Source organism: Sediminicoccus sp. BL-A-41-H5 (genome assembly GCF_050632405.1).
In the GTDB taxonomy this organism is placed as follows: domain Bacteria; phylum Pseudomonadota; class Alphaproteobacteria; order Acetobacterales; family Acetobacteraceae; genus Roseococcus.
Genome location: NZ_CP192601.1, coordinates 122,799 through 147,915 on the forward strand (window position 1 = coordinate 122,799; position 25,117 = coordinate 147,915).

The 25,117-nt window shown below is 71.0% G+C and carries 20 protein-coding genes; 8 read left to right on the plus strand and 12 right to left on the minus strand.

Annotated features, from left to right (window positions below; translation table 11 throughout):
* Positions 1 to 4: 4 nt before the first annotated feature.
* Positions 5 to 1,165, minus strand: a complete 1,161-nt coding sequence (locus ACQ860_RS00605; protein ID WP_431301467.1) for a M20/M25/M40 family metallo-hydrolase — start codon at positions 1,163 to 1,165, stop codon at positions 5 to 7.
* 88 nt (positions 1,166 to 1,253) lie between these two features.
* On the opposite strand from ACQ860_RS00605, the gene ACQ860_RS00610 reads away from it, so the two are divergent.
* The 6 genes from ACQ860_RS00610 to ACQ860_RS00635 all read left to right on the plus strand — a co-directional run bounded on the left by ACQ860_RS00610 (position 1,254) and on the right by ACQ860_RS00635 (position 8,739).
* Complete coding sequence (locus tag ACQ860_RS00610) at positions 1,254 to 2,552, plus strand: M28 family peptidase (RefSeq protein WP_431301468.1); 1,299 nt, start codon at positions 1,254 to 1,256, stop codon at positions 2,550 to 2,552.
* Positions 2,553 to 2,656: 104 nt separating this feature from the next.
* Complete coding sequence (locus ACQ860_RS00615; protein ID WP_431301469.1) at positions 2,657 to 3,316, plus strand: DUF1028 domain-containing protein; 660 nt, start codon at positions 2,657 to 2,659, stop codon at positions 3,314 to 3,316.
* 18 nt (positions 3,317 to 3,334) lie between these two features.
* On the plus strand, positions 3,335 to 4,849 hold the full coding sequence (locus ACQ860_RS00620) for an ABC transporter substrate-binding protein (RefSeq protein ID WP_431301470.1): 1,515 nt from the start codon (positions 3,335 to 3,337) through the stop codon (positions 4,847 to 4,849).
* On the plus strand, positions 4,849 to 5,808 hold the full coding sequence (locus tag ACQ860_RS00625; RefSeq protein ID WP_431301471.1) for an ABC transporter permease: 960 nt from the start codon (positions 4,849 to 4,851) through the stop codon (positions 5,806 to 5,808). The genes ACQ860_RS00620 and ACQ860_RS00625 overlap by 1 nt, the downstream gene beginning before the upstream one ends.
* Positions 5,805 to 6,626 carry an ABC transporter permease gene (locus tag ACQ860_RS00630; RefSeq protein WP_431301472.1) on the plus strand — a complete coding sequence of 274 codons (822 nt, stop codon included), beginning with the start codon at positions 5,805 to 5,807 and terminating at the stop codon, positions 6,624 to 6,626. The genes ACQ860_RS00625 and ACQ860_RS00630 overlap by 4 nt, the downstream gene beginning before the upstream one ends.
* Positions 6,627 to 6,747: 121 nt before the next feature.
* Positions 6,748 to 8,739 (plus strand): dipeptide ABC transporter ATP-binding protein, encoded by a 1,992-nt coding sequence (locus ACQ860_RS00635; RefSeq protein ID WP_431301473.1) that lies wholly within the window; start codon positions 6,748 to 6,750, stop codon positions 8,737 to 8,739.
* A gap of 51 nt (positions 8,740 to 8,790) precedes the next feature.
* Here the strand turns inward: ACQ860_RS00635 and hutI are convergent, their stop codons facing one another.
* From hutI to ACQ860_RS00655, 4 genes are all read right to left on the minus strand, one after another.
* Positions 8,791 to 10,002, minus strand: coding sequence for an imidazolonepropionase (hutI, locus tag ACQ860_RS00640; protein ID WP_431301474.1), 1,212 nt, complete (start codon positions 10,000 to 10,002; stop codon positions 8,791 to 8,793).
* Positions 9,986 to 10,702 carry a RidA family protein gene (locus tag ACQ860_RS00645; protein WP_431301475.1) on the minus strand — a complete coding sequence of 239 codons (717 nt, stop codon included), beginning with the start codon at positions 10,700 to 10,702 and terminating at the stop codon, positions 9,986 to 9,988. Before ACQ860_RS00645 ends, hutI begins: the two co-directional genes overlap by 17 nt.
* The gene (locus ACQ860_RS00650) at positions 10,699 to 11,115 is read right to left on the minus strand and encodes a RidA family protein (RefSeq protein WP_431301476.1); all 417 of its coding nucleotides are present in this window, start codon (positions 11,113 to 11,115) and stop codon (positions 10,699 to 10,701) included. Before ACQ860_RS00650 ends, ACQ860_RS00645 begins: the two co-directional genes overlap by 4 nt.
* Positions 11,116 to 11,187: 72 nt before the next feature.
* The gene (locus ACQ860_RS00655; protein WP_431301477.1) at positions 11,188 to 12,687 is read right to left on the minus strand and encodes an exopolysaccharide biosynthesis polyprenyl glycosylphosphotransferase; all 1,500 of its coding nucleotides are present in this window, start codon (positions 12,685 to 12,687) and stop codon (positions 11,188 to 11,190) included.
* A gap of 202 nt (positions 12,688 to 12,889) precedes the next feature.
* Between ACQ860_RS00655 and ACQ860_RS00660 the strand changes: the two genes are divergently transcribed.
* On the plus strand, positions 12,890 to 14,170 hold the full coding sequence (locus ACQ860_RS00660; protein WP_431301478.1) for a hypothetical protein: 1,281 nt from the start codon (positions 12,890 to 12,892) through the stop codon (positions 14,168 to 14,170).
* Positions 14,171 to 14,282: 112 nt separating this feature from the next.
* Here the strand turns inward: ACQ860_RS00660 and ACQ860_RS00665 are convergent, their stop codons facing one another.
* Genes ACQ860_RS00665 through ACQ860_RS00680 form a run of 4 tightly spaced genes read right to left on the minus strand, consistent with a single transcriptional unit; the run spans position 14,283 to position 19,139 of the window.
* Positions 14,283 to 15,521 (minus strand): lipopolysaccharide biosynthesis protein, encoded by a 1,239-nt coding sequence (locus ACQ860_RS00665; RefSeq protein ID WP_431301479.1) that lies wholly within the window; start codon positions 15,519 to 15,521, stop codon positions 14,283 to 14,285.
* The gene (locus ACQ860_RS00670) at positions 15,518 to 16,261 is read right to left on the minus strand and encodes a WecB/TagA/CpsF family glycosyltransferase (RefSeq protein ID WP_431301480.1); all 744 of its coding nucleotides are present in this window, start codon (positions 16,259 to 16,261) and stop codon (positions 15,518 to 15,520) included. Before ACQ860_RS00670 ends, ACQ860_RS00665 begins: the two co-directional genes overlap by 4 nt.
* On the minus strand, positions 16,258 to 16,992 hold the full coding sequence (locus ACQ860_RS00675; RefSeq protein ID WP_431301481.1) for a polysaccharide biosynthesis/export family protein: 735 nt from the start codon (positions 16,990 to 16,992) through the stop codon (positions 16,258 to 16,260). The genes ACQ860_RS00670 and ACQ860_RS00675 overlap by 4 nt, the downstream gene beginning before the upstream one ends.
* Positions 16,989 to 19,139 (minus strand): GumC family protein, encoded by a 2,151-nt coding sequence (locus tag ACQ860_RS00680; RefSeq protein WP_431301482.1) that lies wholly within the window; start codon positions 19,137 to 19,139, stop codon positions 16,989 to 16,991. Before ACQ860_RS00680 ends, ACQ860_RS00675 begins: the two co-directional genes overlap by 4 nt.
* Before the next feature lie 172 nt (positions 19,140 to 19,311).
* On the opposite strand from ACQ860_RS00680, the gene ACQ860_RS00685 reads away from it, so the two are divergent.
* Positions 19,312 to 20,277 (plus strand): hypothetical protein, encoded by a 966-nt coding sequence (locus ACQ860_RS00685; RefSeq protein ID WP_431301483.1) that lies wholly within the window; start codon positions 19,312 to 19,314, stop codon positions 20,275 to 20,277.
* Between the two features lie 257 nt (positions 20,278 to 20,534).
* On the opposite strand, the gene ACQ860_RS00690 is transcribed toward ACQ860_RS00685, so the two are convergent.
* The 3 genes from ACQ860_RS00690 to ACQ860_RS00700 all read right to left on the minus strand — a co-directional run bounded on the left by ACQ860_RS00690 (position 20,535) and on the right by ACQ860_RS00700 (position 24,980).
* A complete protein-coding gene (locus ACQ860_RS00690; RefSeq protein ID WP_431301484.1) occupies positions 20,535 to 21,488 on the minus strand; it encodes a tripartite tricarboxylate transporter substrate binding protein in 954 nt (317 codons plus the stop codon).
* Between the two features lie 50 nt (positions 21,489 to 21,538).
* Positions 21,539 to 22,501, minus strand: a complete 963-nt coding sequence (locus ACQ860_RS00695) for a Bug family tripartite tricarboxylate transporter substrate binding protein (protein WP_431301485.1) — start codon at positions 22,499 to 22,501, stop codon at positions 21,539 to 21,541.
* Between the two features lie 100 nt (positions 22,502 to 22,601).
* Positions 22,602 to 24,980: an Ig-like domain-containing protein gene (locus tag ACQ860_RS00700; protein WP_431301486.1), complete on the minus strand. Its 2,379-nt coding sequence runs from the start codon at positions 24,978 to 24,980 to the stop codon at positions 22,602 to 22,604.
* Positions 24,981 to 25,117 lie beyond the last annotated feature (137 nt).

Below are 25,117 nucleotides of genomic sequence, written 5' to 3' on the forward strand. Positions count from 1 at the left end.
TGGTTCAGCGGCCCGCCGAGGCCATCAGCCCCGCCAGCACCGCGCCGCGCGTGACGATGGAGGGCACCTCCACCCATTCGCGCCGGCTGCAGGTCTCATGCGTGATGGGGCCCAGGCCATCCAGCGTCGGCACGCCGAGCCTTGCCGCGAAGCTGCCATCCGAACCGCCGCGCGAGACCACCTGGTGCACCGGAATCTCCAGCGCGCGGCAGAATTCCTCGGCCTTGGCGTAGAGCACGCGGGTGCCTTCATGCGTCGGGAAGGCGGGCCGGGTGAAGCCGCCGCGCGAGGTGATGGTCACGCGCGGATCGCGCGGGGGGCGGGCGGCAATGGCACGCACCTCCGCCAGCAGCTTCTCGCCCGCCGCATCATCCGGCGCGCGCAGATCCAGGTGCATCTCGGCCGAGCCCGGGACCACCTGCCGCGCATCGCCGCCGCGCAGGATGCCGACCGTGGCGCAGAGCCCGTTCGCGGGATCGCCCAGCGCCTCCAGCGGCTCGACCAGCGCGGCCAGCGCGGCCACGGCCGAGGCGCCCTTCTCCCGCGCCGAGCCGACATGCGCCGTGATGCCCGTGGCATTGATATAGAAGGCGCCCACCGCCCCGCGCCCCACGACCATGCCGCCATTGGGCCGGCAGGGCTCCAGCGTCAGGCAGAGATCGGCCTGGCGCGATTCCGCCTCCAGCCAGGCGCGGCTGCCGGGGCTGCCGATCTCCTCATCCGGCACGATGCAGACGGTGATCGAGGCCAGATGGCCCAAGGCCTTCTCGGCCAGCAGCATGCGGATGGCGTGCAGCGCCATCACCACATTGGTCTTCATGTCGCCGACGCCCGGGCCGGTGAGCCGGTCCCCCTCCCGCGTGAAGGGCCATTCGGCGGCGATGCCGGCGGGCCAGACCGTGTCGGCATGGCCCAGCACCAGCACGCGCGGCCCATTGCCGCCGAGCGGCAGCCGCGCCGTCATCTGGTCGCCGAAGCCGGGCAGGGGGGTCCGCTCCACGCTGAAGCCCATGCCGCCCAGCATGCCGGCCCAGATGTCGATCACCGCATTCACCCCGCCCGCCATGTAGCTGCCGCTGTCGATGTTCACGCAGCGCTCGGCCATGGCGAGGATTTCGGACAGGGCCGCCTGCATGCCGGCGGCGTGGCGATGGATGTCGGTCATGGGGTGCCTTCCTTTTTGTCCGGTCAACCCTAGACCGATGCCGCGCAGCACGTCACCCTGTCCCCGGTTGAGACGAAGAGGGCTGGCGATGCTGCAACCGGGCGTGGTGGAAAAGGTTCTGGGCCGCATCTGGGCCTCGCCCCGCATCAACGCCGATTTCGCCGCGATCTGCGCGACCGGCGGCCGCTTCTCCGGCACGGCGAGCGAGAAGGCAGCCGTGGAATGGCTGGCCCCCCGCCTGGCCGAAGCGACCGGCGCCCCCGTGACGCGCGAGCCCATCCCCTATCGCGGCTGGACCCGCATCGGCGCCCGCATCGCCGATGCCCATGGCGTGACCCACAAGGCCGAGGCGCTGGGCCGCTCTCCCGCCACGCCGCCCGAGGGGCTGGAGGCCCCGCTGCTCGATCTCGGCCGCGGCACGCCCGAGCAGATCCTGGCCGCGGGTGAGGCGGTGCGCGGGGCCATCATCCTCGTGCGCCACGAATTCATGGTGGGCACCGGGCATGTGCATCGCCGCAAGAAATACGAATGCGCGCGGGATGCGGGGGCGGCCGGCTTCCTCATCGCCTGCCATGAGCCCGGCCTGCTGCCGGTGACGGGCTCCGCCGGCAATGGCGCGCCGGGCAACATCCCTTGCGCGGGGCTGAGCTACGAGGCGGGCGCGGCGCTGGCGGCCCAGTCGGGGCGAAGCATCCGCATGTTCGTCGAAGGCGCGTTCGAGGACCGTGTGGCGGAGAACCTGCTCGCCACCATGCCGGGCCAGGGCGACGAGCTGGTCGTCCTCTCCGCGCATATCGATGGCCATGACCTGGCCTGCTCCGCGATCGACAACGCCACCGGCCTCGCCTGCGCGCTGACCGTGGCCGAGGCGATCCGGGACGTGGTGCCGGGCCTCAGGCGGGGCGTGCAGGTCGGCCTCTTCAACATTGAGGAATGGGCGCTGCTGGGCTCCGCCGCGCATCTCGCGCAGATGGCGCCGGCCGAGCGCGGCAAGCGCGTGCTCAACGTGAACCTCGACTCGCTGGCGGGGGCCGAGGGCATCACGGCACTGACCAGCGGCGTGCCCGGCATGGCGGAATTCCTGCACGCCGCACTCGCGCCCGCCGGCCTCGCCATCGGCATCAGCGCGCCCTTCATGGGCAATAGCGACCACGCCAACTACATCCGCCACGGCATCCCGGCGCTGCGCCTCTGCGCGGGCTTCGACCGCCCGCTCTCCAACATGCGCTTCCTCCTGACGCCGGCCGATACGCCCGACAAGGTGCACCCGCATCAGCTCAAGCTCGCCGCCAGCGTGGCCGCCATGCTGGTGCTGGCGGGGTGCGCCAGCGAGGCCACGCCGGTGCCGCGCATGGATGACGCCACCGTGCGAAGGCTGACCGCATGAGGCGCGGGCAGCCTGCCGCCTGGATGGGCAGCGCCTGTCGTTTTTCCTGGACATTGGCGCGCCCGACCCCCTGACATGACCCCGAAGCGGAGTAGCCTTTCTCCATGACCTATTCGCTCCTCGGCCGTTGCGCCCGCACCGGGCAGTTCGGCGCCGCCGTCACCACCTCCAGCATCGCGGTGGGCTCGCGCGTGCCGCATGTGGCCCCCGGCATCGGCGGCGTGCTGACGCAGCACCGCACCGACCCGCGCCTCGGCCCGCGCGGCCTGGAATTGCTGCGCAGCGGCTGCTCGGCGGAGGAAACGCTGGCGGCGCTGGTCGCCGGCACGCCGCACCACAAATGGCGCCAGCTCGCCGTGATGGACGCGCAGGGCCGCACCGCGCAATTCGATGGTGCGGCCGTGAAGCCCGCCCGGGCCGCCGTGCATGTCACGGACTGCATCGCCATGGGCAACATCCTCGCCAATGACCGCGTGCCCGCCGCCATGGCGCAGGCCTTCACGGAATCCGCGAACGAACAGCTCGCCGAGCGACTGATGCGCGCGATGGAAGCGGGCGAAGCGGCCGGCGGCGAGGGCAAGCCCGTGATCTCCGCATCCCTGATCGTGATGGAAAAGGAGATCTTCCCCCTGGTGGATCTCCGCGTGGACCTGGCGCCCGAGGCCATCTCCGCGCTGCGCTCGCTCTGGAACGCCTACATCCCCTCGCTGCGTGAATTCGTCACCCGCGCCGTGGACCCCGACGCGGCACCCGGCGTCATCTGAACCTCAGGAGAGACCGATATGCAGTTCCCCCGCCGCTCTGCCCTGGCCCTTCCTGCGCTGGTCAGCGCCGCCACCCTGCCGCGCCCCGGCGCGTCCCAGGCCGGCGGTGGTGTGCTGCGCATCGCGATGAGCGCCAATCTCCGCGCGCTCGATCCCGCCAAGACCACGATCGGCGAGGAGTTCATGCACTCCGTCTTCGTCTTCAACGGCCTGACGCGCATGACGGAAGAGCAGGCGGTGGTGCCGGAGCTGGCGGAATCCTGGACCTATTCGCAGGACCTCAAGACCTGGGAATTCAAGCTGCGCCGCGGCGTGAAGTTCCATCACGGCCGCGAGATGACGGCCGATGACGTGATCGTGACCTATCGCCGCATCCTCGACCCCGCGACGGGGGCGGCCAGCCGCAGCAATTACGACATGATCGAGCGCATGGAGGCGCCCGACCCCTACACGGTCATCTTCCGCCTCTCCTACCCCTATGGCGGCTTCGCCGACATCCTCTCTGACCGCCAGGTGAAGATCGTGCCCGCTGACAAGCTGGACGAGCTCGCCACCAACCCGATCGGCACCGGCCCCTTCGTCTTCCGCAGCTACGCGCCGGGCGACCGGGTCATCTACGCCCGCAACCCGAATTACTGGGAGAACGGCCCGCGCCTGGACGGTGTGGAGATGCGCATCCTGCCCGAGATGTCCGTCCGCATCGCGGCCCTCCAGGCGGGTGATCTCGACGTGGTCTGGGACCTCGGCCCCGAGAACATCCGCGCGCTCCGCGAGGCGCGCAACGTGCGCGTGGAGAGTGTGGCCACCGCCTCCTGGGATGGTGCCATCCTCAACAACCGCATCGCCCCCTTCAACGACCCGCGCGTGCGCCGCGCGCTGAACATCGCGGTCGCCAAGGCCGATGTGGCCGAGGCCGTGCTCTTCGGCGAGGGCTCGCCCACGCACAGCCCCATCGCGCCGAGCCACCCCTTCTTCGCGAGCGATATCGGTTTCCCCGCGCGCCCGGATGTGGCCACCGCCCGGCGCCTGCTGCGCGAGGCCGGCCACGCGAGCGGCCTGCGCGTGCCGCTGGTGATCCCGGTGGGCCGCCCGGTGCGCGAGCGCCTCGGTGTCACGCTGCAGCAGATGGCGCGCCCCGCCGGCTTCGAATTCGACATCCAGCGCGTGCCCTTCGCGCGCTACTCGGCGGAGGTCGCGGGCAAGGCGCCGGCCTATATTGATGGCTATTTCGCGCGCCCCACCATTGATACCTCCACCTTCCCCTTCCTGCATTCGCGCGGCAGCCAGAATGAACGCCTCTGGATGTACAATGAGCCGCGCGTGGATGCCGCACTTGAGGCCGCGCGCCTCACGGGCGACCTCAACCAGCAGAAGACGCACTACGTCGCCATGCAGCGCGCCATGGTGGAGAACCCACCGGGCTACATCGCCTATGCGCAGAAATTCGCCTGCGCCTATCGCTCGGCGGTGCGGGACGTGAAGACGCATCCGATGCGCTGGTTCGACCTGCGCGCGGGGTTCATCGCGAACTGATGGCCGGTTTTCTCGCCCGCCGCCTGGTCTCGGTCGTCTTCGTCCTCTGGGCGATGACGGTGATGGTCTTCGCCATCGTCCACATCCTGCCGGGCAGCGTGGCGCATATGATCCTCGGCGAATTCGCCACCAATGAGGCGATCGCCGAGATGGAGGAGCGGCTGGGGCTGAACCTGCCACTCTACCAGCAATACTGGCGCTGGTTCACCGGGCTCATGCAGGGTGATTTCGGCATGTCGCTGACCATGGACCGCCCGGCCGGCCCGGTGATCCTGGAGGCGCTGGGGCGCTCGGCCATCCTCGCCTCCATCAGCATCGTGCTGGTCGCGATCATCGGCATCGCGCTCGGCGTGCATTCGGCGACGCATGTGGGCTCCTGGTCCGACCGCGGCCTCACGCTCATGCAGTATTTCTTCATCGCCGTGCCCGAATTCTTCTGGTGCATCCTGGTGATCATCTTCTTCGCCGTCTGGCTCGGCTGGCTGCCGGCCACGGGCTATACGCCGCTCGCCGATGGCGGGTTCCTCGGCTGGGCGAAGCACCTGATCCTGCCGGTCTCCACGCTCGTGCTCGGCCTCATCGCGCATGTCTCGCGCCTCACGCGTTCCTCCATGCTGGAGGCGATCGAGAGCAAATATGTGCTGGCCGCCCGCGCCAAGGGCCTGCCCGAGCGCATCGTGCTGCGCCGCCACGCTTTGCCCAACGCGCTGCTGCCCACCATCACCGTGCTGGCGGTGGATGTCGGCATCCTGATCGGCGGCATCGTCGTCGTTGAAAGCGTCTTCGCCTTTCCGGGCCTGGGCCGCATGCTGATCTACGCCATTGATAACCAGGACATCCCGCTGATGATGGGCGGCATGATCGTCATCACCGCGATCTACGCGCTGGCGAACCTGGTGGCGGACATCCTCTACGCCGTGCTCAACCCGCGCATCCGTGTGAGCGGCAGCGCCGGATGAACCGCATTCCCCGCACGCTCTGGATCGGTGGCGTGATCGTCACCGCCATCGTGATCCTCGCCATCCTGGGCCCCTGGATCGCGCCCTATGAGCCCGATGCCTTCAACGTCCGCTCCCGCCTGCAGCCGCCCTCCACCACGCATTGGTTCGGCACCGACGAGTTCGGGCGCGACGTGTTTTCCCGCGTGCTGGCCGGCGCCCATCACTCGCTGCTGATGGGCTTCGGCGCCACCTTCATCTCGCTCGCCATCGGCGTGCCGCTCGGCCTCATCGCCGCCTTCCGCCGTGGCTGGACGGAAGAAGCCATCATGCGCGGCGTTGACCTGATGATCTCCATCCCGCCCGTTCTGCTCGGCCTGCTCATCCTCGCCGTCACCGAACCCGGCCTCTCCAAGACCATCATCGCGGTCGGCCTCGTCTATGTGCCGATCATGACGCGCGTGGCGCGCGCCGTGGCGCTCGATTTGCTGGCCGAGGATTTCGTGGAGGCCGCCCGCGCGCGCGGCGAGGGCGCCTATCACATCCTGGTGCGCGAGATCCTGCCCAATGCCTGGCCGCCGCTGATCGTGGAAACCGCGCTGCGCATCACCTTCGCCATCCTGCTGGGCTCGGCGCTCAGCTTCCTGGGTCTCGGCCCGCAGCCGCCCGACAGCGAATGGGGGCTGATGATCGCCGAAAGCCGCCCCTTCATCAGCGAGGCGCCCTGGATCGGCCTCGCGCCCGGGCTTTGCCTCTGCGTGCTGCTCATCGCGGTCAACATCGTGGGTGAGGGGCTGCGTGACCTGCTCGACCCGCGTCTGAGGGGGCGCGGACATTGAAGAATCTCCCCACAAAAACGCCTGCGGCATTTTTGCGGGGGCCCCGGATGGGGGCCGCTCCTGCATGGCCTGTGCTGCATTGGCCTGGCCACGCCGCGCCGCCGCCCGAGAGGGCTCGGCCGTGAGCGCGCCGCTCCTCAATATCGAGCGCCTCTCGCTGCAATACGCGACGCAGCGCGGCCCCGTGCATGCCTTGCAGGATGTCTCCTTCGCCATCCCGCGCGGCGGCGCCATGGGGCTGGTGGGCGAGAGCGGCTCCGGCAAATCCTCCGTCGTGCTCGCCATCCTCGGCCTGCTCGGCCAGGGCGCCACGCTGACCGCCGAGGCGCTCTCCTTCGACGGCCAGGACCTCCGCGCCGCCGCCGAGGAACTGCGCGGCCGCCGCATCGGCGTCGTCTTCCAGGACCCGGCCGCCGCGCTGAACCCCTCGCTCACCATCGGCTTCCAGGTGGCGGAGCCGCTGATCCAGCACCAGGGCCTCTCGCGTGAGGCCGCGCTGGCCCGCGCCGTCACCCTGCTCGGCGAGATGGGCATTCCGCGCCCCGCCGAAATCGCCCAGGCCTATCCGCACCAGCTCTCCGGCGGCATGAAGCAGCGCGCCATCATCGCGACGGCCCTCGCCTGCGAGCCCGAACTCCTGCTGCTCGACGAGCCCACCACCGCGCTGGACGTGACGGTGGAGGCGCAGATCCTCGACCTCCTGGAAAAGCTGCGGCGCGAGCGTGGCGTCTCCATGCTGCTGGTCAGCCACAATCTCGGCATCGTGGACCGTCTCTGCGATGAGCTGACGGTGCTCTATGCCGGCCGCGTGGTGGAGCAGGGGCCCTGCGCCGAGGTGCTGGCCACGCCCAGCCACCCCTATACGCGCGGCCTGCTCGCCGCCCTGCCGCGCGTGGATCGCGGCCGCATGGCGCGCCTCGCGCCCATCCCCGGCGGCCTACCGGACCTGACGCAGCCCATGCCAGGCTGCAACTTCGCGCCTCGCTGCCCCTTCGCGGCGGAAGGCTGCGAGCTGCCGCAACTCCTGCTGGGCGAAACGCGCCGCGCCCGCTGCCACCGCGTGCTGGAGATCGCGGGCCAGCCCTGGCCCATCCCGCCCGCGCCCGAGGCCGTGGCGCGCCCCACGCCCACGCCCCTGCTGCAAGCGGACAGCCTCGCCCGGACCTTCGGCGGCGGCGGCCTCTTCCGCAAGCGCGCGGGCACGCGCGCCGTGGATGGTGTGTCGCTGACCATCGGCCGGGGCGAGGTGCTGGGCCTCGTGGGCGAGTCCGGCTGCGGCAAATCCACCCTCGGCCGCCTGGTGCTCCGCCTCATCGCCGCCGACAGCGGCAGCATCCGCTTCGACGGCGCCGCCATCCCGCCCGAGGCTTCCACCGAATTCCGCAGGCGGGCGCAGATCGTCTTCCAGAACCCCGACAGCTCGCTCAACCCGCGCCAGACGGTGGACGAGGCGCTGCGCCGCCCGCTCATCCGCTTCGGCATCGCAAGCGGTGCCGAGGCCACGCGCGAGGTCGAGCGCCTGCTCGAACTGGTGCGCCTGCCGCCCAGCTATCGCAGCCGCTACCCGCACCAGATGTCGGGCGGCGAGAAGCAGCGCATCGGCATCGCCCGCGCGCTGGCCAGCCGCCCGGATTTCCTGGTCTGCGACGAGGCGGTCTCGGCCCTCGACGTTTCCGTCCAGGCCGCGGTCCTCAACCTTCTCACCGACCTGCGCGACGAACTCGGCGTCGCCTACCTCTTCATCTCGCATGACATCGGCGTGGTCGCGCACATCGCCGACCGCATCGCGGTGATGTATCGCGGCGCCATCGTCGAGGAGGGGCGCGCGGCGGACGTCCTGGCGCCGCCCTATCACCCCTATACCGAGGCGCTGCTCTCCGCCGTGCCCGTGGTCGGCGCCGAAGGCCGCGCCGAGGCGCGCATCCGCCTCAAGGGCGATGTGCAGAGCGGGCAGGGGAGTGCGGGCTGCCGCTTCGCCCATCGCTGCCCGCGCCACATGGGGAAGATCTGCGACACGGTGGCACCGCCGCTGCGCGTCTTTGGCGAGGCGCATCGGATCGCGTGCCATCTGCCCGAGGAGGAACTTCAAGCGATGCCGGCGGCGCTGGGCTGACTCCAGGAAAGGGGTCTGGGGCCTGAGGCCCCAGCCGCCGGAGGCCTTTTTTTACTGGATCACTTCCCCGCCGCGCACGATCTGCCGTGGCGGTGACCCGCCGAGCCAGTAGCACAGCTCCGCCGGCTCGCTGATTTCCCACAGCACGAAATCCGCCGGCAGCCCCGCGCGCAACTCGCCGACCTTGCCGCCCAAGCCGATCGCGGCCGCGCCATGCACCGTCATCCCGCGCAGCGCCTCCACCGGCGTCATGCGAAAGAACGAGCATCCCAGCGCCAGCACCAGCAAGGGCGAGAGCGTGGGCGAGGAGCCCGGATTGCAATTCGTCGCCAGCGCCATCCGCACGCCATGCTTGCGGAACCACTCCACCGGCGGGCGGCGTGGCTCATTGAGAAACAGCGTCGAGCCCGGCAGCAGCACGCCGACCGTGCCGGACTTTGCCATGGCGGCGAGCGACGCCTCGCTCACATATTCCAGGTGATCGGCCGAAAGCGCGCCAATCCCCGCCAGGATTCCGCCGCCCCCCACATCGCCATACTGGTCCGTATGGCCGCGCACCGGGATGCCCGCCGCCTGCGCCGCCGCATACAGGCGCAGCATGTCCTCCGGCTTGATGGCCAACCCCTCGATCCCGCCATCGCAGAGATCCACCAGCCCCTCGGCCAGGGCGGCGGGCAGGATCACCTCGATCAGATGCGTGATGTAGTCCGCCGAGCGCCCCTTGTACTCGGGCGCGACCACATGCGCGCCGAGGAAGGAGGTCACGACGCGCACGCCATGCCGCTGCCCCAGCAGCCGCGCCGCGCGCAGCATGTTCAGCTCGCTGTCCAGGTCGAGCCCATAGCCCGACTTGATCTCCAGCGTGGTGACGCCCTCGCTCATCAGCCGCTGCAGCCGGGGCGTCGCGATCGCCACCAGCTCCTCCACGCTGGCGCGCCGCGTCTCGCGCGTGGTGTAGAGGATGCCACCGCCCTCGGCCGCGAGCTGGGCGCGCGTGGCGCCGCCCAGTTGCCGTTCGAACTCGCCGATGCGGTTGCCGGCGAAGACCAGATGCGTGTGCCCATCCACGAAGCCCGGCAGCACGAAGCGCCCGCCCGCCTGATGCACGCGCGCGGCATCGCGATGCGGCAGATCGGCCATCGCGCCCACCCACGCGATGCGGCCATCCTTCACCGCCAGCGCGCCCGGCTCGATCAGCCCCAGCCCGTCCCCCTGCATGGTGACGAGCCGCGCATCCAGCCAGAGATCATCCCAGGACGGCATGGACGTCGATCTCCATCAGGATCTCGGGCGCCGCCAACCCCTTCACGACATAGAGCGTGTGCGGGATCGGGTGCGCCGAAAGCGGCGGCAGCAATTCGCGCATCACGGGGCCGATATAGGCGCGGTCGGTCACATAGATCGTCGCATGCGCGGCATCGGCGAGCGTGGCGCCGGCATCGGCCAGCAGCTTCTCCACATTGGCGATGGCGATGCGCGCCTGCCCGCCCGCATCGCCCATGGTGGAAAACCCGCCCTCCAAGGTGAGGCCGGTCTGCCCGCGCAGGAAGACGCGCTTGCCGGCGACGACGGCCATGCAGAACTCCGCCTCGAAGGGCTGCTTTTCCAGGCCATAGGGCATGCTGGTCGAGCGATAGGGCCGCAGCCGCTGATGCGGCCCGCCCGGCACCGCGAAGGCATCCAGCTGGAAGAGCGCCGCCGGATCATGCAGCGCCTTCACGATGAGGCCCGTGCTGACCGGACGCACGCCCATCAACCGCCGGCCCATCACGCCATAGACCGCCTGCCGATACGCGCGGTCCGTGATCTGCATGGTGATCTTGCAGAGATCGGTGAGCTTGCCGCCCTGGCGCGCGATCTCCGCCTCCAGCCGATCAAACACCGCCTCCGCCTGGCGCGTGGCCGCCTCGGCCGTGTGGAACGGTGCCACATCCCCCGCCGAAATGCCGCCCAGATGGATCATCCTTCGCCATCCGGAATCACGGCGTCGATGTCGATCTCCACCAGCATCTCCGGCAGAGCGAGCCCGTTCACAATGAGCCCTGTGCCGACGGGCGCGATGTCGCCCAGATGCCGCCCGATCGCCTGGTACACGCTCTCGCGATACGCGCGGTCCGTGATGTAGGTCGTGATCTTGCAGATGTGCTCCATCTTCGCACCCGCTTCTTCCAGCAGCACCTTCACGTTCTTCATCGCCTGGTCGGCCTGGGCGGCGGCGTCGCCATGGCCCACGAAGCCGCCCTCGAAGGTGAAGCCGGTCTGACCCCGCAGGAAGATGAGATTGCCGGCGCGCACCGCCATGCACATCTCGTTCTTCACGTCATGGTCCTTGTAGAACATGCCGGTGTTGAAGCGGCGGAAGCGTTGATGCGCCATGCGTTGCTCTCCTCGGGTTCGCCCCTGGGAGTGTGCGCCCGTGGCGGCGTGACGCAATAGGCGAGGGGGCGGCTAAAGCCCCTTCCACTCGCGCAGCTGCACGTCGAAGGCGTTGCGCCCGAAGAGCGAGATCACCGCCGTCCGCGCCAGGATGCGAAGGTCAAGCCAGAGCGACCACTCGCTGATATAGGCGAGGTCATGCGCGATCACGATGCGCGCCATCGCGACATCCGACATGGTGCCGGAGAGGCCATTCACCTGCGCCCAGCCGGTGATGCCGGGCTTCATGCGGTGCCGCGCGCCATAGCCCGGCACCAGCTCCTCGATCGGCCGCCCCGCCACCAGCATATGCGCCACATGCGGGCGCGGCCCGACGAGGCTCATCTCGCCGCGCAGCACATTGATCAGCTGCGGCAGCTCATCCACGCAGAGCACGCGCAGCACATGGCCGATGGGGGTGACGCGCTTGTCGTTGGCGACCACGCCGCGCGTGCCGTCATCCGCGGGATCCCAGCGCAGGGTGCGCAGCTTCAGGATGTTGAACATGCGCCCATTGCGGCCGACGCGCGGCTGGCGGAACAGCACCGGCCCCGGCCCGCTGAGGCGGATCAGCAGCGCCGCCAGCAGCAGGATGGGCGAGACCAGCAGCAGCGCCAGCGCCGCCACCAGATAGTCCAGCATGCCCTTGGCCAGCACCGCGCCCGGCTGCAAGGGCTGGCGCACCAGCTGCAGCACCGGATAGCCCGCGATGACCGAGACGCGCGTGCCCTGGGGTGCCGCGTTCTGCCCCTCCAGCAGCACCACCACCTCGGCCGTCAGCGCCTGCACCTGCTGGACGGAACGCAGGATGTCCATCGCGCGGCTGAGCGGCAGCGCGATGACGATGAGGTCCAGCCGTTCATTCTGCGCGCGGCGGCACAGCTCGGCGATGTCCCCGCGCACGCCCACGCCATGCACCTCGGGCGGGCGGCGTGTCGCATCGCGGTCGTCGAAGACGCCCACCAGGTCCGGGATCTCGGGATTGGCCGGGTCGGTCAGGCGGTGGATCAGCTCGGCCGACATGTCGGTGGCGCCCACCACCGCGATGCGCCGGCGCAGCCAGCCATCCCGCACGCCGCGGATGGCAAGGCCCGAGAGCAGGATGCGCAGCGGCAGCAGGAGCGAGAGCGCCGCCGCCGGCCAAAGCAGCAGCGCCGTGGCGAGGCTGCGCTCCGCGAAGAGGAGGGCGAGCAGCGCGATGGCGCCGCCGACCAGGCCCGGCAGCAGCGCCGCATCGGCGATGGCCCAGGGCATGTCCAGCAGCCGCCCGAGCGTGGCCGGCGTCAGGGAGAGCATCGCCACCCAGCACAGCACGCCGAGGCCGAGGCCGATCAGCTGCGCTTCGAGCGGCGTGAAGGCCCCGCCGACCAGCGGCGCGTCCATCCAGAGCAGCCCGGCGAGCAGCAGGGCCAGCAGGTCCAGCAGGGAGGCGAGCTGCGTGAAGGCCGCAACGGGCTGCGCCCCGGCCAGGGCCGAGGGGCGCGGCTCCTCGACGGCGAGGCCGGGATCATCGTGCGGGGAGGGGGCGCGCATGCGGTCTGGAAGGGCTCCGGGGCCGGGGGGAAGCATCAGATGGCATTCTTAATGAAGGATTAAGCGAAAAACTGCAAGACAATCTCGAAAATGATACAAATCCTGACCCGGGGCCGATGGGCCACGCCCCGCATGCCTGACGCGACAGGCCGGTCCGTCTGATCTACACTTCGACTCATTCGTTGCATTGAAGAGTTTTGTGGTGGCGCGCAGCCTGCCCTGGCTTGTCCTGCTGCTGATGTTCTTCCAACTCCCCTACTACAAGGAGGAGGCGGGGCCGCTTTACCTGCTGGCCAAGCTCTGGCCCGTCATGCTCGCCCCCCTCGTGCTCTACGGCATGGTGGCGCTGCGCCTCACCGACCGGGCGCTCTATCTGGCGCTGACGGTCTACGCGCTGGGCATCACACCCTTCCTCTCCATGCTGCACCTGCCCAATGACCTGGTGGACGCGACGGCCGCCGCCGTGAAGGCCTGGCCCATCACCTTCTACTTCTCGGCCGCGGCCGCGCTCGTGCTGCTTCGCCCCTCGGAGGGGCTGCTGGCGCGCTCCGCCCTCGGCCTGGGTGCGGCCACCTTCGGGCTGATGCTGCTGCTCTGGGTCGTGGTGCCGATCGAATGGTACCAGCCGGTCGTCTCCGGGCCCAACATGTTCTCCTGGGATGACGGGCGCGGGAACTACATCCGCATGCCGATGATGCTGGGCGTCTTCGCCCTGCTCTGGCTGGCCGTGCGCTTCGCGCAGCGGCGCGAGGTCTGGGCCGGCGCGCTGCTGCTGGGCGGGCTGCTCGCCATGGCCTTCGTCTACAAGGCGCGCCTGCCCACGGGCGTCACCGCCATGCTGGTGGTGCTGATCTTCGCCCTCTCGCTGCCGGCCGCCTGGCGCTGGGCGCTGGGCGCGCTGGCGACGCTGCCCGCCGCACTCGCCGCCATCTTCCTCGGCCCCGCCGTGCCGGCGCTGCTGGCCGAGATCTTCGACGAATCCCTCTTCATCCGCCTGCGCTCCGTCACCGCCGCCTGGAACTGGCTGCTGGAGAACCCCTGGCGCATCCTCTTCGGCGCCGGCTCCACCTCCACCTTTTCCGGCTACACCATGGCCGACCACCTGAATTCGCCGGATTTCTGGATCACCGATATCGGCTGGCTCGGCATCCTGCTGGAATATGGCGTGGTGGGCACGGCGCTGATCATCCTGATCCATGCCCGCGCGCTCTGGACCGCCTTCACCCTGCCGGGCGCGGACCCCTTCCGCCGCGCGCTCGGCTGGTACGTGCTCTTCGAGGTGCTCTGCTCGGCCGTCTATTCGGTGATGTATGCGCCGGGGCCGGTGGTGACGATCGCGGCCATCGCCTGGTGGCTGGCTCTGCGCGATGCCCAGGGCGTGGCGCGGGAGGAGCCGGGCCTGCGCCCGCAGCCGACCGCGCGGCCCGCCCTCGCGCCGCCCGCCTGGGCGGCTGGGCGCGTGCCGAAGGGCGGCCGCGCCTGATCGGCTTCGGTGGCACACCGAAGACGTGAATCAGCCGCGTGGCCTGCGCCTGATCGGCTTCGGTGGCACACCGAAGGCGTGAATCAGCCGCGTGGCATGCGCCATCCGGGCATCAACGCCGGTTGCTCCCCGGATGGCGCGGGCGCAGCGCCACCCTGAGCGCGCGAAGCTGGATCGCCACCTGCACCAGGCCGCCCAGGATCATCGCCAGCAGCGCGCCCGGCGGCGGCAGCAGCCAGAGCGCCACCGGCATGCTGGCCGCTATCACCCCCGCCGCCGCGATGTCCGAACGCGCGGCCGCATCGAGCCGCCCCAGCGCCTGCAAGGCCACGCCGAAGACGAAGACGAAGCAGGAGATCGCCATCGTCACCGTCCAGAGCAGCACCACCGGCGCGAGTTCGGCATAGCGCCCGCCATAGGCGGCCCAGGAGACCCAGGGCCAGAACAGCGCGAGCCCGCCGCCCAGCAGCAGCGTCACCAGCGCGGGCCCCAGCGCGCCCAGCGTCACCAACCGCGCGAAGCCCGCATGGTCCTGCGCGTGGCCCAGCCGCGCCAGCGCGCTGCGCGCCGCACCCCCCCAGGCGCCGGCCAGCAGGGTCGCGGGGCGCAGCAGCGTCTGCGCCGCGGCCAGCGCCGCCATGGCCGCCGTGCCGCCCCAGGCGGCCACAAGAAATACGTAGAGGCGCGTCGCCACCTCATTGGCCATGCCGCCCGCCAGCGGCCAGAGCGAGCGCCGCAGCAGCGCCCGCCAGCGCCGGCCCGCCCAGTCGGGCGCGAGGCCGGGCGAGAGGCGCCACAGCACGACGGCGCCGGCACCCCCCTGGGCGAGCCCCGCCAGCACCAGCACCTGGTTGGCGGTCGCGGGCAGGCCCAGCGCCGCGCCCAGCCCCATGCCGCCCACCACCACCAGCGCCACGATGAGCGAGATGGCCAGCGCCGGCTCCAGCCGCGCGCGGGAGGTGGCGAGCACCCGCGCATAGATGCCGATCAGCGTCCCCGGCACCAGCAGCGCCGCCCCCCAGACCGCCAGCGGCGCGCCCAGCAGCGGCAGGGCGGCCAGCGTCAGCCCCGCCGCGAGCCCCGCCAGCAGGATATTCGCCGCCAGCAGCGCGCGCTCGATATTGCGCCTGCCCTCCAGCGGCGCGGGCCGCAGCCTGTGCAGATGCACCGATGTCAGGCTGCCCGCGAAGGTCGAGACCACCAGCGCCGTGCTCGCCCAGAAGACATAGGCGCCGAATTCCTCGGGCCCGCCCCGCCGGATCAGCCAGAGCGAGACGAAGAGTGAGAGCAGCGCCGTCAGCCCCTGGTCGCCGAAGGCGAGGATATAGCGCCGCAGGAAGGGCCAGTTCACGCGCCGCGCCGCCAGGCCCGCCACGTCAATCGCAGCAGCGGCGGCAGGTCCGCCGCATAGCGCCGGCCCAGGCGCATGGGCTCGGTCCAGGCGCGATGCAGCCATTCGAGGCCCGCGCGCTGCATCCATTCCGGTGCGCGCCGCGTGAGCCCGACGGCGAAGAGCAGCCCGCTGCCGACCGCGAGCCCCACGCCCGTGACGCCGCCCTCCGCCACCATCTGCGCCATCAGCAGCTCCGAACGCGGCGCGCCCGTGGCGACGAAGAGGAAGCGCGCCGGATGCGCGCGCGCGAATGCCACCGCCGCCGCCCGCGCCTCGGGGATGGCGGCGAAGCCCATGGGCGGCTCGTGCTGCGCGACCTGCGTGAGGCCGAAGCGCGCCCGGAGTGCCGCCACGATCTCGGGCCCGCCGCCGATGATGGTGATGGGGTCCTCGGGCCGGATCACGCGCTCCAGCAGCAGCCGCGTGATGTCGCTGCCGGCGGCCACCGGCACGGCCTCGCCGCCCACGAGGCGCTGCAGCCGCGCCAGCACGCGGCTGTCATTCAGCCGGAGCCAGGCGCCGGCATGCGCCGCCGCCAGCCCGTTCGCCGACTCTTCCGCCAGGATCATGATCTGCGCGTTGACCGAGACGACATAGGCGAGCGGCAGCGCGGGGTCGCGCGCCGCGATCAGCGCCGTCGCGGCCTCCGCGTCGAGGTCGGCGACGCTGGCCGCCCGCAGCAGCGTGATCTCCCTCACAGCAGGTTGCCCGGGTTGTTGCGGTTGATCGCGTAGGAAAAGGAACGCGAGAAGGGAATGATCCGGTTGATCGCCTGGTCCACCCAGAGGCCGACTTCGGCCACGCGGCTGCGCGGCACGAAGACGATGTCGCCCGCCATCAGCGGCACGTCGCCCGTCGCGTCCTGGCCGGAGACGAAGCCGCGCAGATTGACCGTCCGCAGCATCGGCCGGTCCTGGGGCGAGCGGCGGATCAGCACCACCTGGTCCATGCGCGCCCCCTCATCCAGGCCGCCGGCCAGCGAGATCATCTCCACCACGCCGCGCCGCCCGCCCACCGGATAGGCCCCCGCGCGCCGCACCGAGCCGCCGACGAAGGCGACCGCGGCGCCCGCTTCCTCCAGCGAGACGGTGACGATGGGGTGGGTCAGCACGCGCCGCGCGGCCCGGGTGATGGCCTCGCTCGCCTCCTCGGCCGTGCGGCCGCCGACCTCGACGCGCCCGCCCGCGCGCAGGCCGATGCTGCCATCGGGGGCGACGAGCGCCACCTCGTTCACCTCGGGTGTGAGCAGGAACTGCACCTTCACCCGGTCCCCCGCGCCGAAGCGGTAGGGGATGGGCCCGTCGGTCCAGGGCGCGAAGCCCTCGGGCATGGTTTCCCGCACCGCGATGGATTGCGTGGTGCCGAAATTGTCGGTGCCCGGCGCGCAGGCCGAGAGCGCCACCAAGCCCAGCCAGAGCCGCCGCCTCATGGCGCGAGCCAGGCCAGGCGCCGGGGGATGATGGGCCGCTCGCCATTCATCACGAAGCCGACGAGCTTGCCGCCCGCCGCCGCCACCGCATCCCGCGCGCGGCGCACCGCGCCCTTGTCGTTGCGCTCGGCCCGCAGCACCAGCACATTCGCATCCATCAGCGCGGTCAGGCGGCGCATGGCATAGGCGCTGGAATCGGCCGGCGCCACGAAGACCACCACGTCCAGTTCCCGCCGGAGCCGGGTGAGCAGCGCCACGGTGCGGTCAATGCCCGCATGCGGGTCGGTCAGCAGCGAGGTATGCGCGTTGTAGGCGATCCAGAAGCTGGGGATGACGGTGCTGAAGGCCAGCACATTCTCCGGGTCCTGGCTGTCATGCATCGGGCTCGCGCCCATCTCGGCCAGGTGTCGCCGCCCATCCGTCTCGAGGTCGATCAGCAGGGTGCGCAGCCCCCGCGCGCGGGCGATCTCGGCGGCGACGGCGAGCGCGATGGCGCCCCGCCCATCCTCCGGCCCGGTCGAGACGAATTGCAGCAGCGAGAGCCGCTCGCCGCTCGCCCGCGCATCCAGCAGCATGGAGCCGAGATCGGTGATCTGCGGGTTGGGATTGGCCCCCTCCAGCGAGGCGCGGCGTGGGATGCTGGCCAGCACGGGCAGCGTCAGCCCGCGCGTGGCTTCCTCCGTCGTCGCATAGCTGCGGCGGGTGAGGGTGAGCAGGATGGCGGCGGCCGCGCTCAGCATCACGCCGCCGACCAGGCCCGCCAGGATGAAGGAGAGGCTGCGGTCGCGCGGCCGGGCGGGCAGCGTTGCCGGCTGCAGCACGCTGACGGTGGGCGAGCGCGCGCGGCGCGCATCCTCGGCCACCCGCGCGCCGGTCTCGCGGCCCGAGATCTGGCGGAAGCTCGCCTCCAGCGCGTCCCGCCTGCGGCCCAGGTCGCGCAGTACGGATTCCGCGTTGAGCAGGGCGGCGGCGCGCGCCTCGGCCTCGCGCCGCTGGCCCATCAGCTCCTCCATCTGCCGGCCGATGGCGTCCGCCTCCACCTCCAGTGTGGCGATGCGCAGCGAGATCTGCTCCACGGCGGGGTTGCGCACCTCGCGCACCGTCTCGAAGCGGATGCGCGCATTGGCGGCGATGCTCTCGCGCAGCGCCGAAATCCGCTGGTCCAGCGCGCGCAGCGGCGGCCAGTCGGGCGTGAACTGCGCGGCCATGTGGCGGCGCTCCAGCAGCAGGCGCGTCAGCTCGTTGCGGCTGTCGTCATTGGGGGCGAGGTTGGTGCTCTCCGCCGTCGCCACCACGCGCTGCGGGTGGCTCGCGAGCCGCGCGCTGGCGGCCATGAGCTGCGCGTCCGTCACCGCCTTGCGCTCGCGCAGCGCGTCGATGCGCGTCGTCACGCTGTCGATGCGGGCATTGGCGAGCTGCATGTCCTGCGGCAGGTCGAGGATGCGCGCATCCGAGCGCACCTGGCTGATCTGCGCGTCGAGCGCCCGCAGGTCCGCCGCCATGCGGTCCGTCTCGACCGACAGCAGCTGCGAATCCCCCTGCGCGAAGACCTCGGCGCGATAGGTGAAATAGGCCTCCAGCACGGCATGGAGCGCGAGGCGCGCGCGCTCCGCATCGGGCAGGGAGAGCGTCACCCGCAGCACGTTGGAATTGGCCGAGAAGCGCACCCAGAGCGCGCGGCGCAGCCGGTCCGCCGCCGCCGGCAGCCATTCGGATTCGGGCAGGGCCGGCCTGAGGCCGAAGAGGCGCCGCTCGCCGAGGCCGGGGAAGATGCTGCCCGGCCCCGCGGCCAGCAGCGCGCGGCGCAGCACCGCGTCGGAATTGATCAGCTCCGCCTCGGACTGGATGATCTTGGGCGTCTCCACGCTCATCACCGTGGGGCCGGTGCCCGTCGGGTCCGGGCTGCCCAGGCTCTCGCGGCTCGCCTGCACCAGCAGCAGCGCCTCGGCCGGCCAGAGCGGGCGGGTCACGCTCGCCGCCAGCACGCCGGCCAGCACGGGGAGGATGAGCGCGAGGATGAGCAGCGGCAGGCGCAGGAAGGCGGTGGTCAGCACATCCCGCACGGCGAAGCTGCCCGGCGCCCAGGCCGCGGGCGTGCCTGGCATATGCGCCGCGGGAACGGCGAGCGCATCGCCCGCCGCACTCACCGCAGGCCGCCCCGGGCGCCCCGAGGGTGCGGAATCTCGCCGATTCTCTCCATGACTCCGATCGCCTCGCCGCCGATTCATCTAGGCGAGCGCATCCGCCCTGTCCACTTGAACCGCCGCGCGCCAGGCCCGCGGCTTGTCCCGCGCGGGGGGCGCATTTATGCTCAAAATCATGGAAATCCGCCGCGTTCTCGCCCAGTTCGTCCGTGATCGGCCCTGGCTGTGGGACGCCATCCACCCGACCTATTTCCGCCTGCGCCAATATGTGAACGATGCGCGCATCCGCCGCGCCTTCGGCGGCCGCCTCGCGCCCTCGGACGCGGCGGGGCATGCGCTGCTGGAACAGGCGATCGGCAGCGGCCCGCCGAAGGCCTTCGGCAAGATCGGCGGCCTTGAGGCCGAACTCTGCGGCTTCTACCTGGATGAGCGCCCCAAGGGCGCCACCTATCCGCGCCTCCTGCGGCAGCAGGCCTTCCTCAATGTCGGCCTCTTCCCCGATGACGACGCCTCGCTCGACGCCTTCTGCCAGCGCATCGTCGCCGCCGCGGGGACGATGGATGTGATGGGCGTCATGGGCTATTCGGGCGAACCGGCGGTGCTCAACCGCCACGCGCCCCAGGCGCGGCTCATCCCGCTGAAGTCGCTCGACCCCTGGTATTTCCCCAACCCCTGGTCGCGGCATCTCGCCGGCAAGCGCGTGACCGTGATCTCCCCCTTCGCCACGACGATCGAGCGCCAATACGCCCGCCGCGCCGAGATCTGGCCGGGCACCGACATCCTGCCGGAATTCGAGCTTCGCACCATCCGCATGCCGCTCTCCCCCGGCCTCGCGCCGCCCGCCGAGGCGGGCTGGCAGGAGCGCTTCGAGCGCATGCGCGATGCGCTGGAGGCCGCGCCCTATGACATCGCGCTGATCGGCGCGGGCGGCATCTCGCTGCTGCTCTCGGCGCATGCGAAAGCCATGGGCAAGGTGGGTTTCCACACTGGCGGTCCAACGCAGATCCTCTTCGGCATCCGCGGCCGCCGCTGGGATGGCGAGGCGTTCTTCCAGGAGCGCATGAACGCCGCCTGGGTCCGCCCCGACCCGGAGGACACGCCGCCCAACGTCGTGAAGATCGAGCGCGGCAGCTACTGGTAGCGGGGGATTGGCTGCGCGGCCGATTCACGCCCTCGGCTGCGCCTCAGGCGATCGGACGTGGGCTGCGCGGCCGATGCACGCCCTCGGCTGCGCCTCAGGCGATCGGACGTGGGCTGCGCGGCCGATGCACGCCCTCGGCTGCGCCTCAGGCGATCGGACGCGGGCTGCGCGGCCGATGCACGCCCTCGGCTGCGCCTCAGGCGATCGGACGTGGGCTGCGCGGCCGATTCACGCCTTCGGCGTCACGCCCGGCGCGCCTACTCCCGCCAGGGATGCTGCGCCCACATGCGCTGGTAGTTGTCCCGCATCGCGAACAGCACCGCGCGGTGCTGGTCGGGGTCGAGGAAGCGCAGCGGCAATTGCTGCTGCGTCGCGGCCGCCTTGAAATCCGCGTGGTCCATCACGCCGCGCACCACGGAAGCCAGGCGCTGCAGCACGGCGGGCGGCGTGCCGGCGGGGGCAGCGAGCCCGCGCAGCGAGCCGTCCACCACGTCGAAGCCCTGCTCGCGGAAGGTGGGCACGTCATTCGTGTTGGCCCAGCGCGCCTCCGCCATCTGGCCGAGCGGGCGCAGCACGCCCTGGCGGAAATCGCCCACGCCCTCGCCCATGTTCATCGCCGCCAGCTGGATGTTGCGCCCCAGGATCGCGTTGCGGACCTGGGAGGAGCCGTTGAAGGGCACATGCAGCAGGCGCGTCCCCGTCAGCCGCTCGAAGGCCAGCGTCGCCAGGTGGTCGTCCGAACCCACGCCCGTCGTGCCGTAGCTGATGGTGCCGGGTGCGGCGCGCGCGGCGGCGGCGAGGTCAGTGAGGTTGCGCCAGGGGCTGTCGGGCAGCACCCAGAAGCCGCCGGGATCATCCACCACATTGGCGATGGGCGCGAAATCCTCGAGCTTGTAGCGCGCCTGGCGCTCGATCGGGATGGTGACGAGGTTGGGCGTGTTGATGAAGCCGATGGTCAGCCCGTCCGGCCGCGCGCGCGCGAGTTCCGACCAGCCCACCTCGCCCCCCGCGCCCGCGCGGTTGTGGACGACGACGGATTGCCCGAGCTCGCGCTCCATGAAGCGCGCCAGCGTGCGCGCCGCCACATCCGTGCCCCCGCCCGGCGCGAAGGCCACGATCATGGTGATGGCGCGCTCCGGCTGCCACGTCTGCGCGGTGGCGGGCAGGGCGAGCAGGGAAGGGGCAGCCAAAGCGAGGCGACGGGTGATCATGCGGTTTCCTCCGGTTCTTGTGGCCGCAGGAAAGCACATCCCCGCGGCGGTTACAGCGTCACATTCGCGATGCGCGCCACCTCGCGCCAGCGCGCGATTTCGGCGCGCAGGAAGGCCGCGAACTGCTCCGGCGTCTGCGGATCGGCCAGCATTCCCGCCTCCTCGATGCGGGCGATGGCGGCCGGGTCGCGCAGCACGGCGGTCACATCCGCGTTGATGCGCGCCACGATCCCGGGCGGAAGCCCCGCCGGCGCGGCGAGGCCGTTCCACCCCACCGCCTCATGCCCCGGCGCGATGGTCTCGGCGAAGCTCGGCACATCGGGCGCCCAGGCGACGCGACCCCGCGTGCTGACGCCGATGAGCTTGAGCCGCCCCGCCCGCACATTGGGCAGGGCCGAGGCGAGGCTGTCCGTCATCAGCGGCACGGTGCCGGCGACGAGGTCGGTGATGGCGGGCGCGCTGCCCCGGTAATGCACCATGTTGAGCGTGATGCCGAGGCGATGGGCCAGCAGCTCGGCCGCCATATGCGCGCCCGAGGCGGGCCCCGCCGTCGCCATGGCGAGCGGCGGCGTCGCGGCGCGCGCGGCGGCCAGGAAGCCCGCCGGGTCATTCGCCGGGAAGGAGGGGTGCGCCACGATGCACAGCGGCACCAGCGTCAGGTTGGTGATGGGCGTGAAATCCCGTTCCGGGTCGTAGGAGAGGCGCGGGATGACGGCCGCGTTCACCGCCATGGGCCCGATCGAGCCCGCCACCAGCGTGGCGCCATCGGGGGCGGAGCGCGCCGCCGCCTCCATCGCCGGCACGCCCGCGCCGCCCGCCCGGTTCTCCACCACCACCCGCTGCGGCCAGCGGCGGGAGAGCTCGTCGGCCACCAGCCGCGCCACGATGTCCGTGCTCTGGCCGGGCGGGAAGGGGACGATGATCCGCACGGGGCGGTCGGGCCAGGGGGCCTGAGCCTGGACGGCGGGGGCGGCGAGCAGCAGGGCCGCGCCCGCCAGGTGACGACGACGCATGGGACATCTCCTCCGGTTTCTTGTCCGGAAGATTGTCAAAAAATAAACAAAAAGCAATGCAAACCGCGATCCGAGCCTGCCGGAGCGCGGCCCCGCCGCCTCAGCCGATCCAGATATTGTCCAGCATCAGGGTGGAGTGGCCGTCGCTGCTGCCCACATCCATCACGCCGATGCCGATCTCGTAGCTGCCGGCCTCCTCCGCCTTGAAGGAGAAGCCCTGCCAGCCGCTGTCCTTGCCCTGGCCGACCATCTTCACATCGGCCAGGCCGAAGACCTGGTTCGCGCCGTCATGGCGCAGCGTGACGAAGGCGAAGTCATTGCCGCCGGACTTGGCGGCGGCGCCGAAGAGCCAGTCGAAGTTCAGCGTGTCGCCCGCTTCCAGCTCGACCTTGGCGCGGATGGCCGAGCCCTCCTCGGCATCGCCATAGCCGAGCTTGTCGAGCGTGCCCTTGTCGAGCTGCAGCCAGCCTTCGACCTGCTTCTGGTCCTTGGCGTCGTCGGTGGAGAGCAGCGCGGCCATCTTGCCCTCCGTGCCGCCTTTGACGGTTTCGACGTCGCCCGTGTCCTGCCAGCCCTTGCCCAGGCCCTCCTCGAAGGAGGCGACGAGCCTGCCCGTGACCTCCTGCTTGTCGTCCAGGCCGGCCAGCGTGATCTTCACGGTCTGCGTCACCTCGGCGCCGTTCGCGTCGCGCAGGGTGTAGGTGAAGCTGTCCGTCACCGCCTCGCCCGCGCCCAGCGCCTGGAGCTTGGCGGAGGCCGACGGGTCATAGACCACCACCCCGCCATCGAGCCTGATCGCCGCACCGTATTCGGAGGCCGAGACGCCCACCAGGGTCAGCGCATCGCCGTCCACGTCCTTGTCATTGCCGAGCAGGTCGAGCTTGATCGCCGTGTCCTCGTCGGTCTTGGCCTCGTCGGCGCCGGCCACCGGCGCGTCATTCTCGCCCACCACGGTGATGCTGGCCTCGGCCGTGCCCGTGTCGCCGTCGCTGTCCGTCACCTTGTAGGAGAAGGTGACGATGCGGCTCTCGCCGGCCTTGAGCGACTGGAAGGCATCGCCGCCCTCCCAGGTGAAGGCGCCGTTCGCACCCAGGCTCAGCGTGCCTTCGCTGGCCGCGCCCAGGATCTCGATCTTCGCCACCAAGTCGGCCACGCTGTCATTGGCCAGCAGGTTGCCGGTGAGGCGCGCCGCATCCTCGCTCACCTGGAAGGCGTCGGCGCGCGCGGTGACGGCGTGATCGGTCGTGGGTACGGCCTTTCCATCCACCGTGACGGAGACGGCCTCGAAGCTGGTCACCTTCAGGCCCTGCGAGGCGAAGTCGAACAGGCCGGTCCGGCCCGCGTTGAGGCGCGCCATGTAGGTGCCGAGCTCGGCCTGGAAGGCGCTGTCCTGCCACTGGGCCAGGGTCATGTCGAAGGCGAGCGTGTCGAAGCCGGCGCCGCCGTTGAAGAAGTCGCCATTCACCGTGCCGCGGCTGTGCACCACCGTGTCATTGCCGGCATCGGCATAGATGCGGTCGGCGCCGTCGCCGGCGATGATCCGGTCATCGCCCGCGCCGCCGAAGAGGCTGTCATTGCCGGCGCCGCCGTTGATGCTGTCGTTGCCCGCATCGCCGGTGACGAAGTCGTTGCCCGCGCCGGCGTCCAGGCTGTCATTGCCGCCATTGCCGTAGATGCGGTCATTCCCCGCGCCGGACTGGACCGTGTCATGGCCCTCGTCGGTGCCGATCTCGTCATGGCCGGCGCCGGTGATGACGCTGTCATCGCCCTGGCCGGACCAGACCGTGTTGTTGCCCGCACCCGCGTCGATCACGTCATCGCCCTGGTCGCCGGTGATGGTGTCGTTGCCCGCGCCGGCGGTGACGCGGTCCCGGCCCACGCCGCCATGGACGGTGTTGTGGCCGGCGCCCGCGTCGATCAGATCGTCGCCCTGGTCACCCGTGATGCTGTCATTCCCGGCCCCGGCGGTGATGCTGTCATCGCCCTGGCCGGCCCAGACCGTGTCGTTGCCCGCGCCGGTCGAGATGCGGTCATCGCCGTCCTCGCCCCAGGCCTGGTCGTTGCCCTCGCCCAGCGCCATGCTGTCATGGCCCGAGCCGCCCCAGAGCATGTCGTGGCCCGCGCCGCCGTCCAGGCTGTCATTTCCCTCGCCACCCCAGAGCTGGTCCTGGCCCGCGCCGCCCAGGATGGTGTCGTTGCCCGCATCGCCCCAGAGCAGGTCCTGGCCGGCGCCGCCATCCAGGCTGTCATCGCCGTCGCCGCCCCAGGCCTGGTCATTGCCGGTCTCGCCCAGGATGGTGTCGCTGCCCGCGTTGCCCCAGATGAGGTCGTGGCCGGAACCGCCGCGCAGCATGTCGTCGAAGGCCCCGGCGAAGATGCCGTCATCGCCCGCGCCGGCGGTCACCTCGACCGCCTGGGCCACGGCCTGCAGGTGCAGCCAGTCGGCGTTGGCGGTGCCGGTGATGATGGGACGAACCATGGTGCAAACCCCTCGGATGCGGCGTGTGCCGGAGGCGTTGCATGCGGTGTGCCGGCAAGGGCGGCAGCCCGGGGGAGTTCAAGTTACGGAAAATATGAAATTTTCCGGCGGTCCCTTCGCCTCGCATCCTGCAAGCG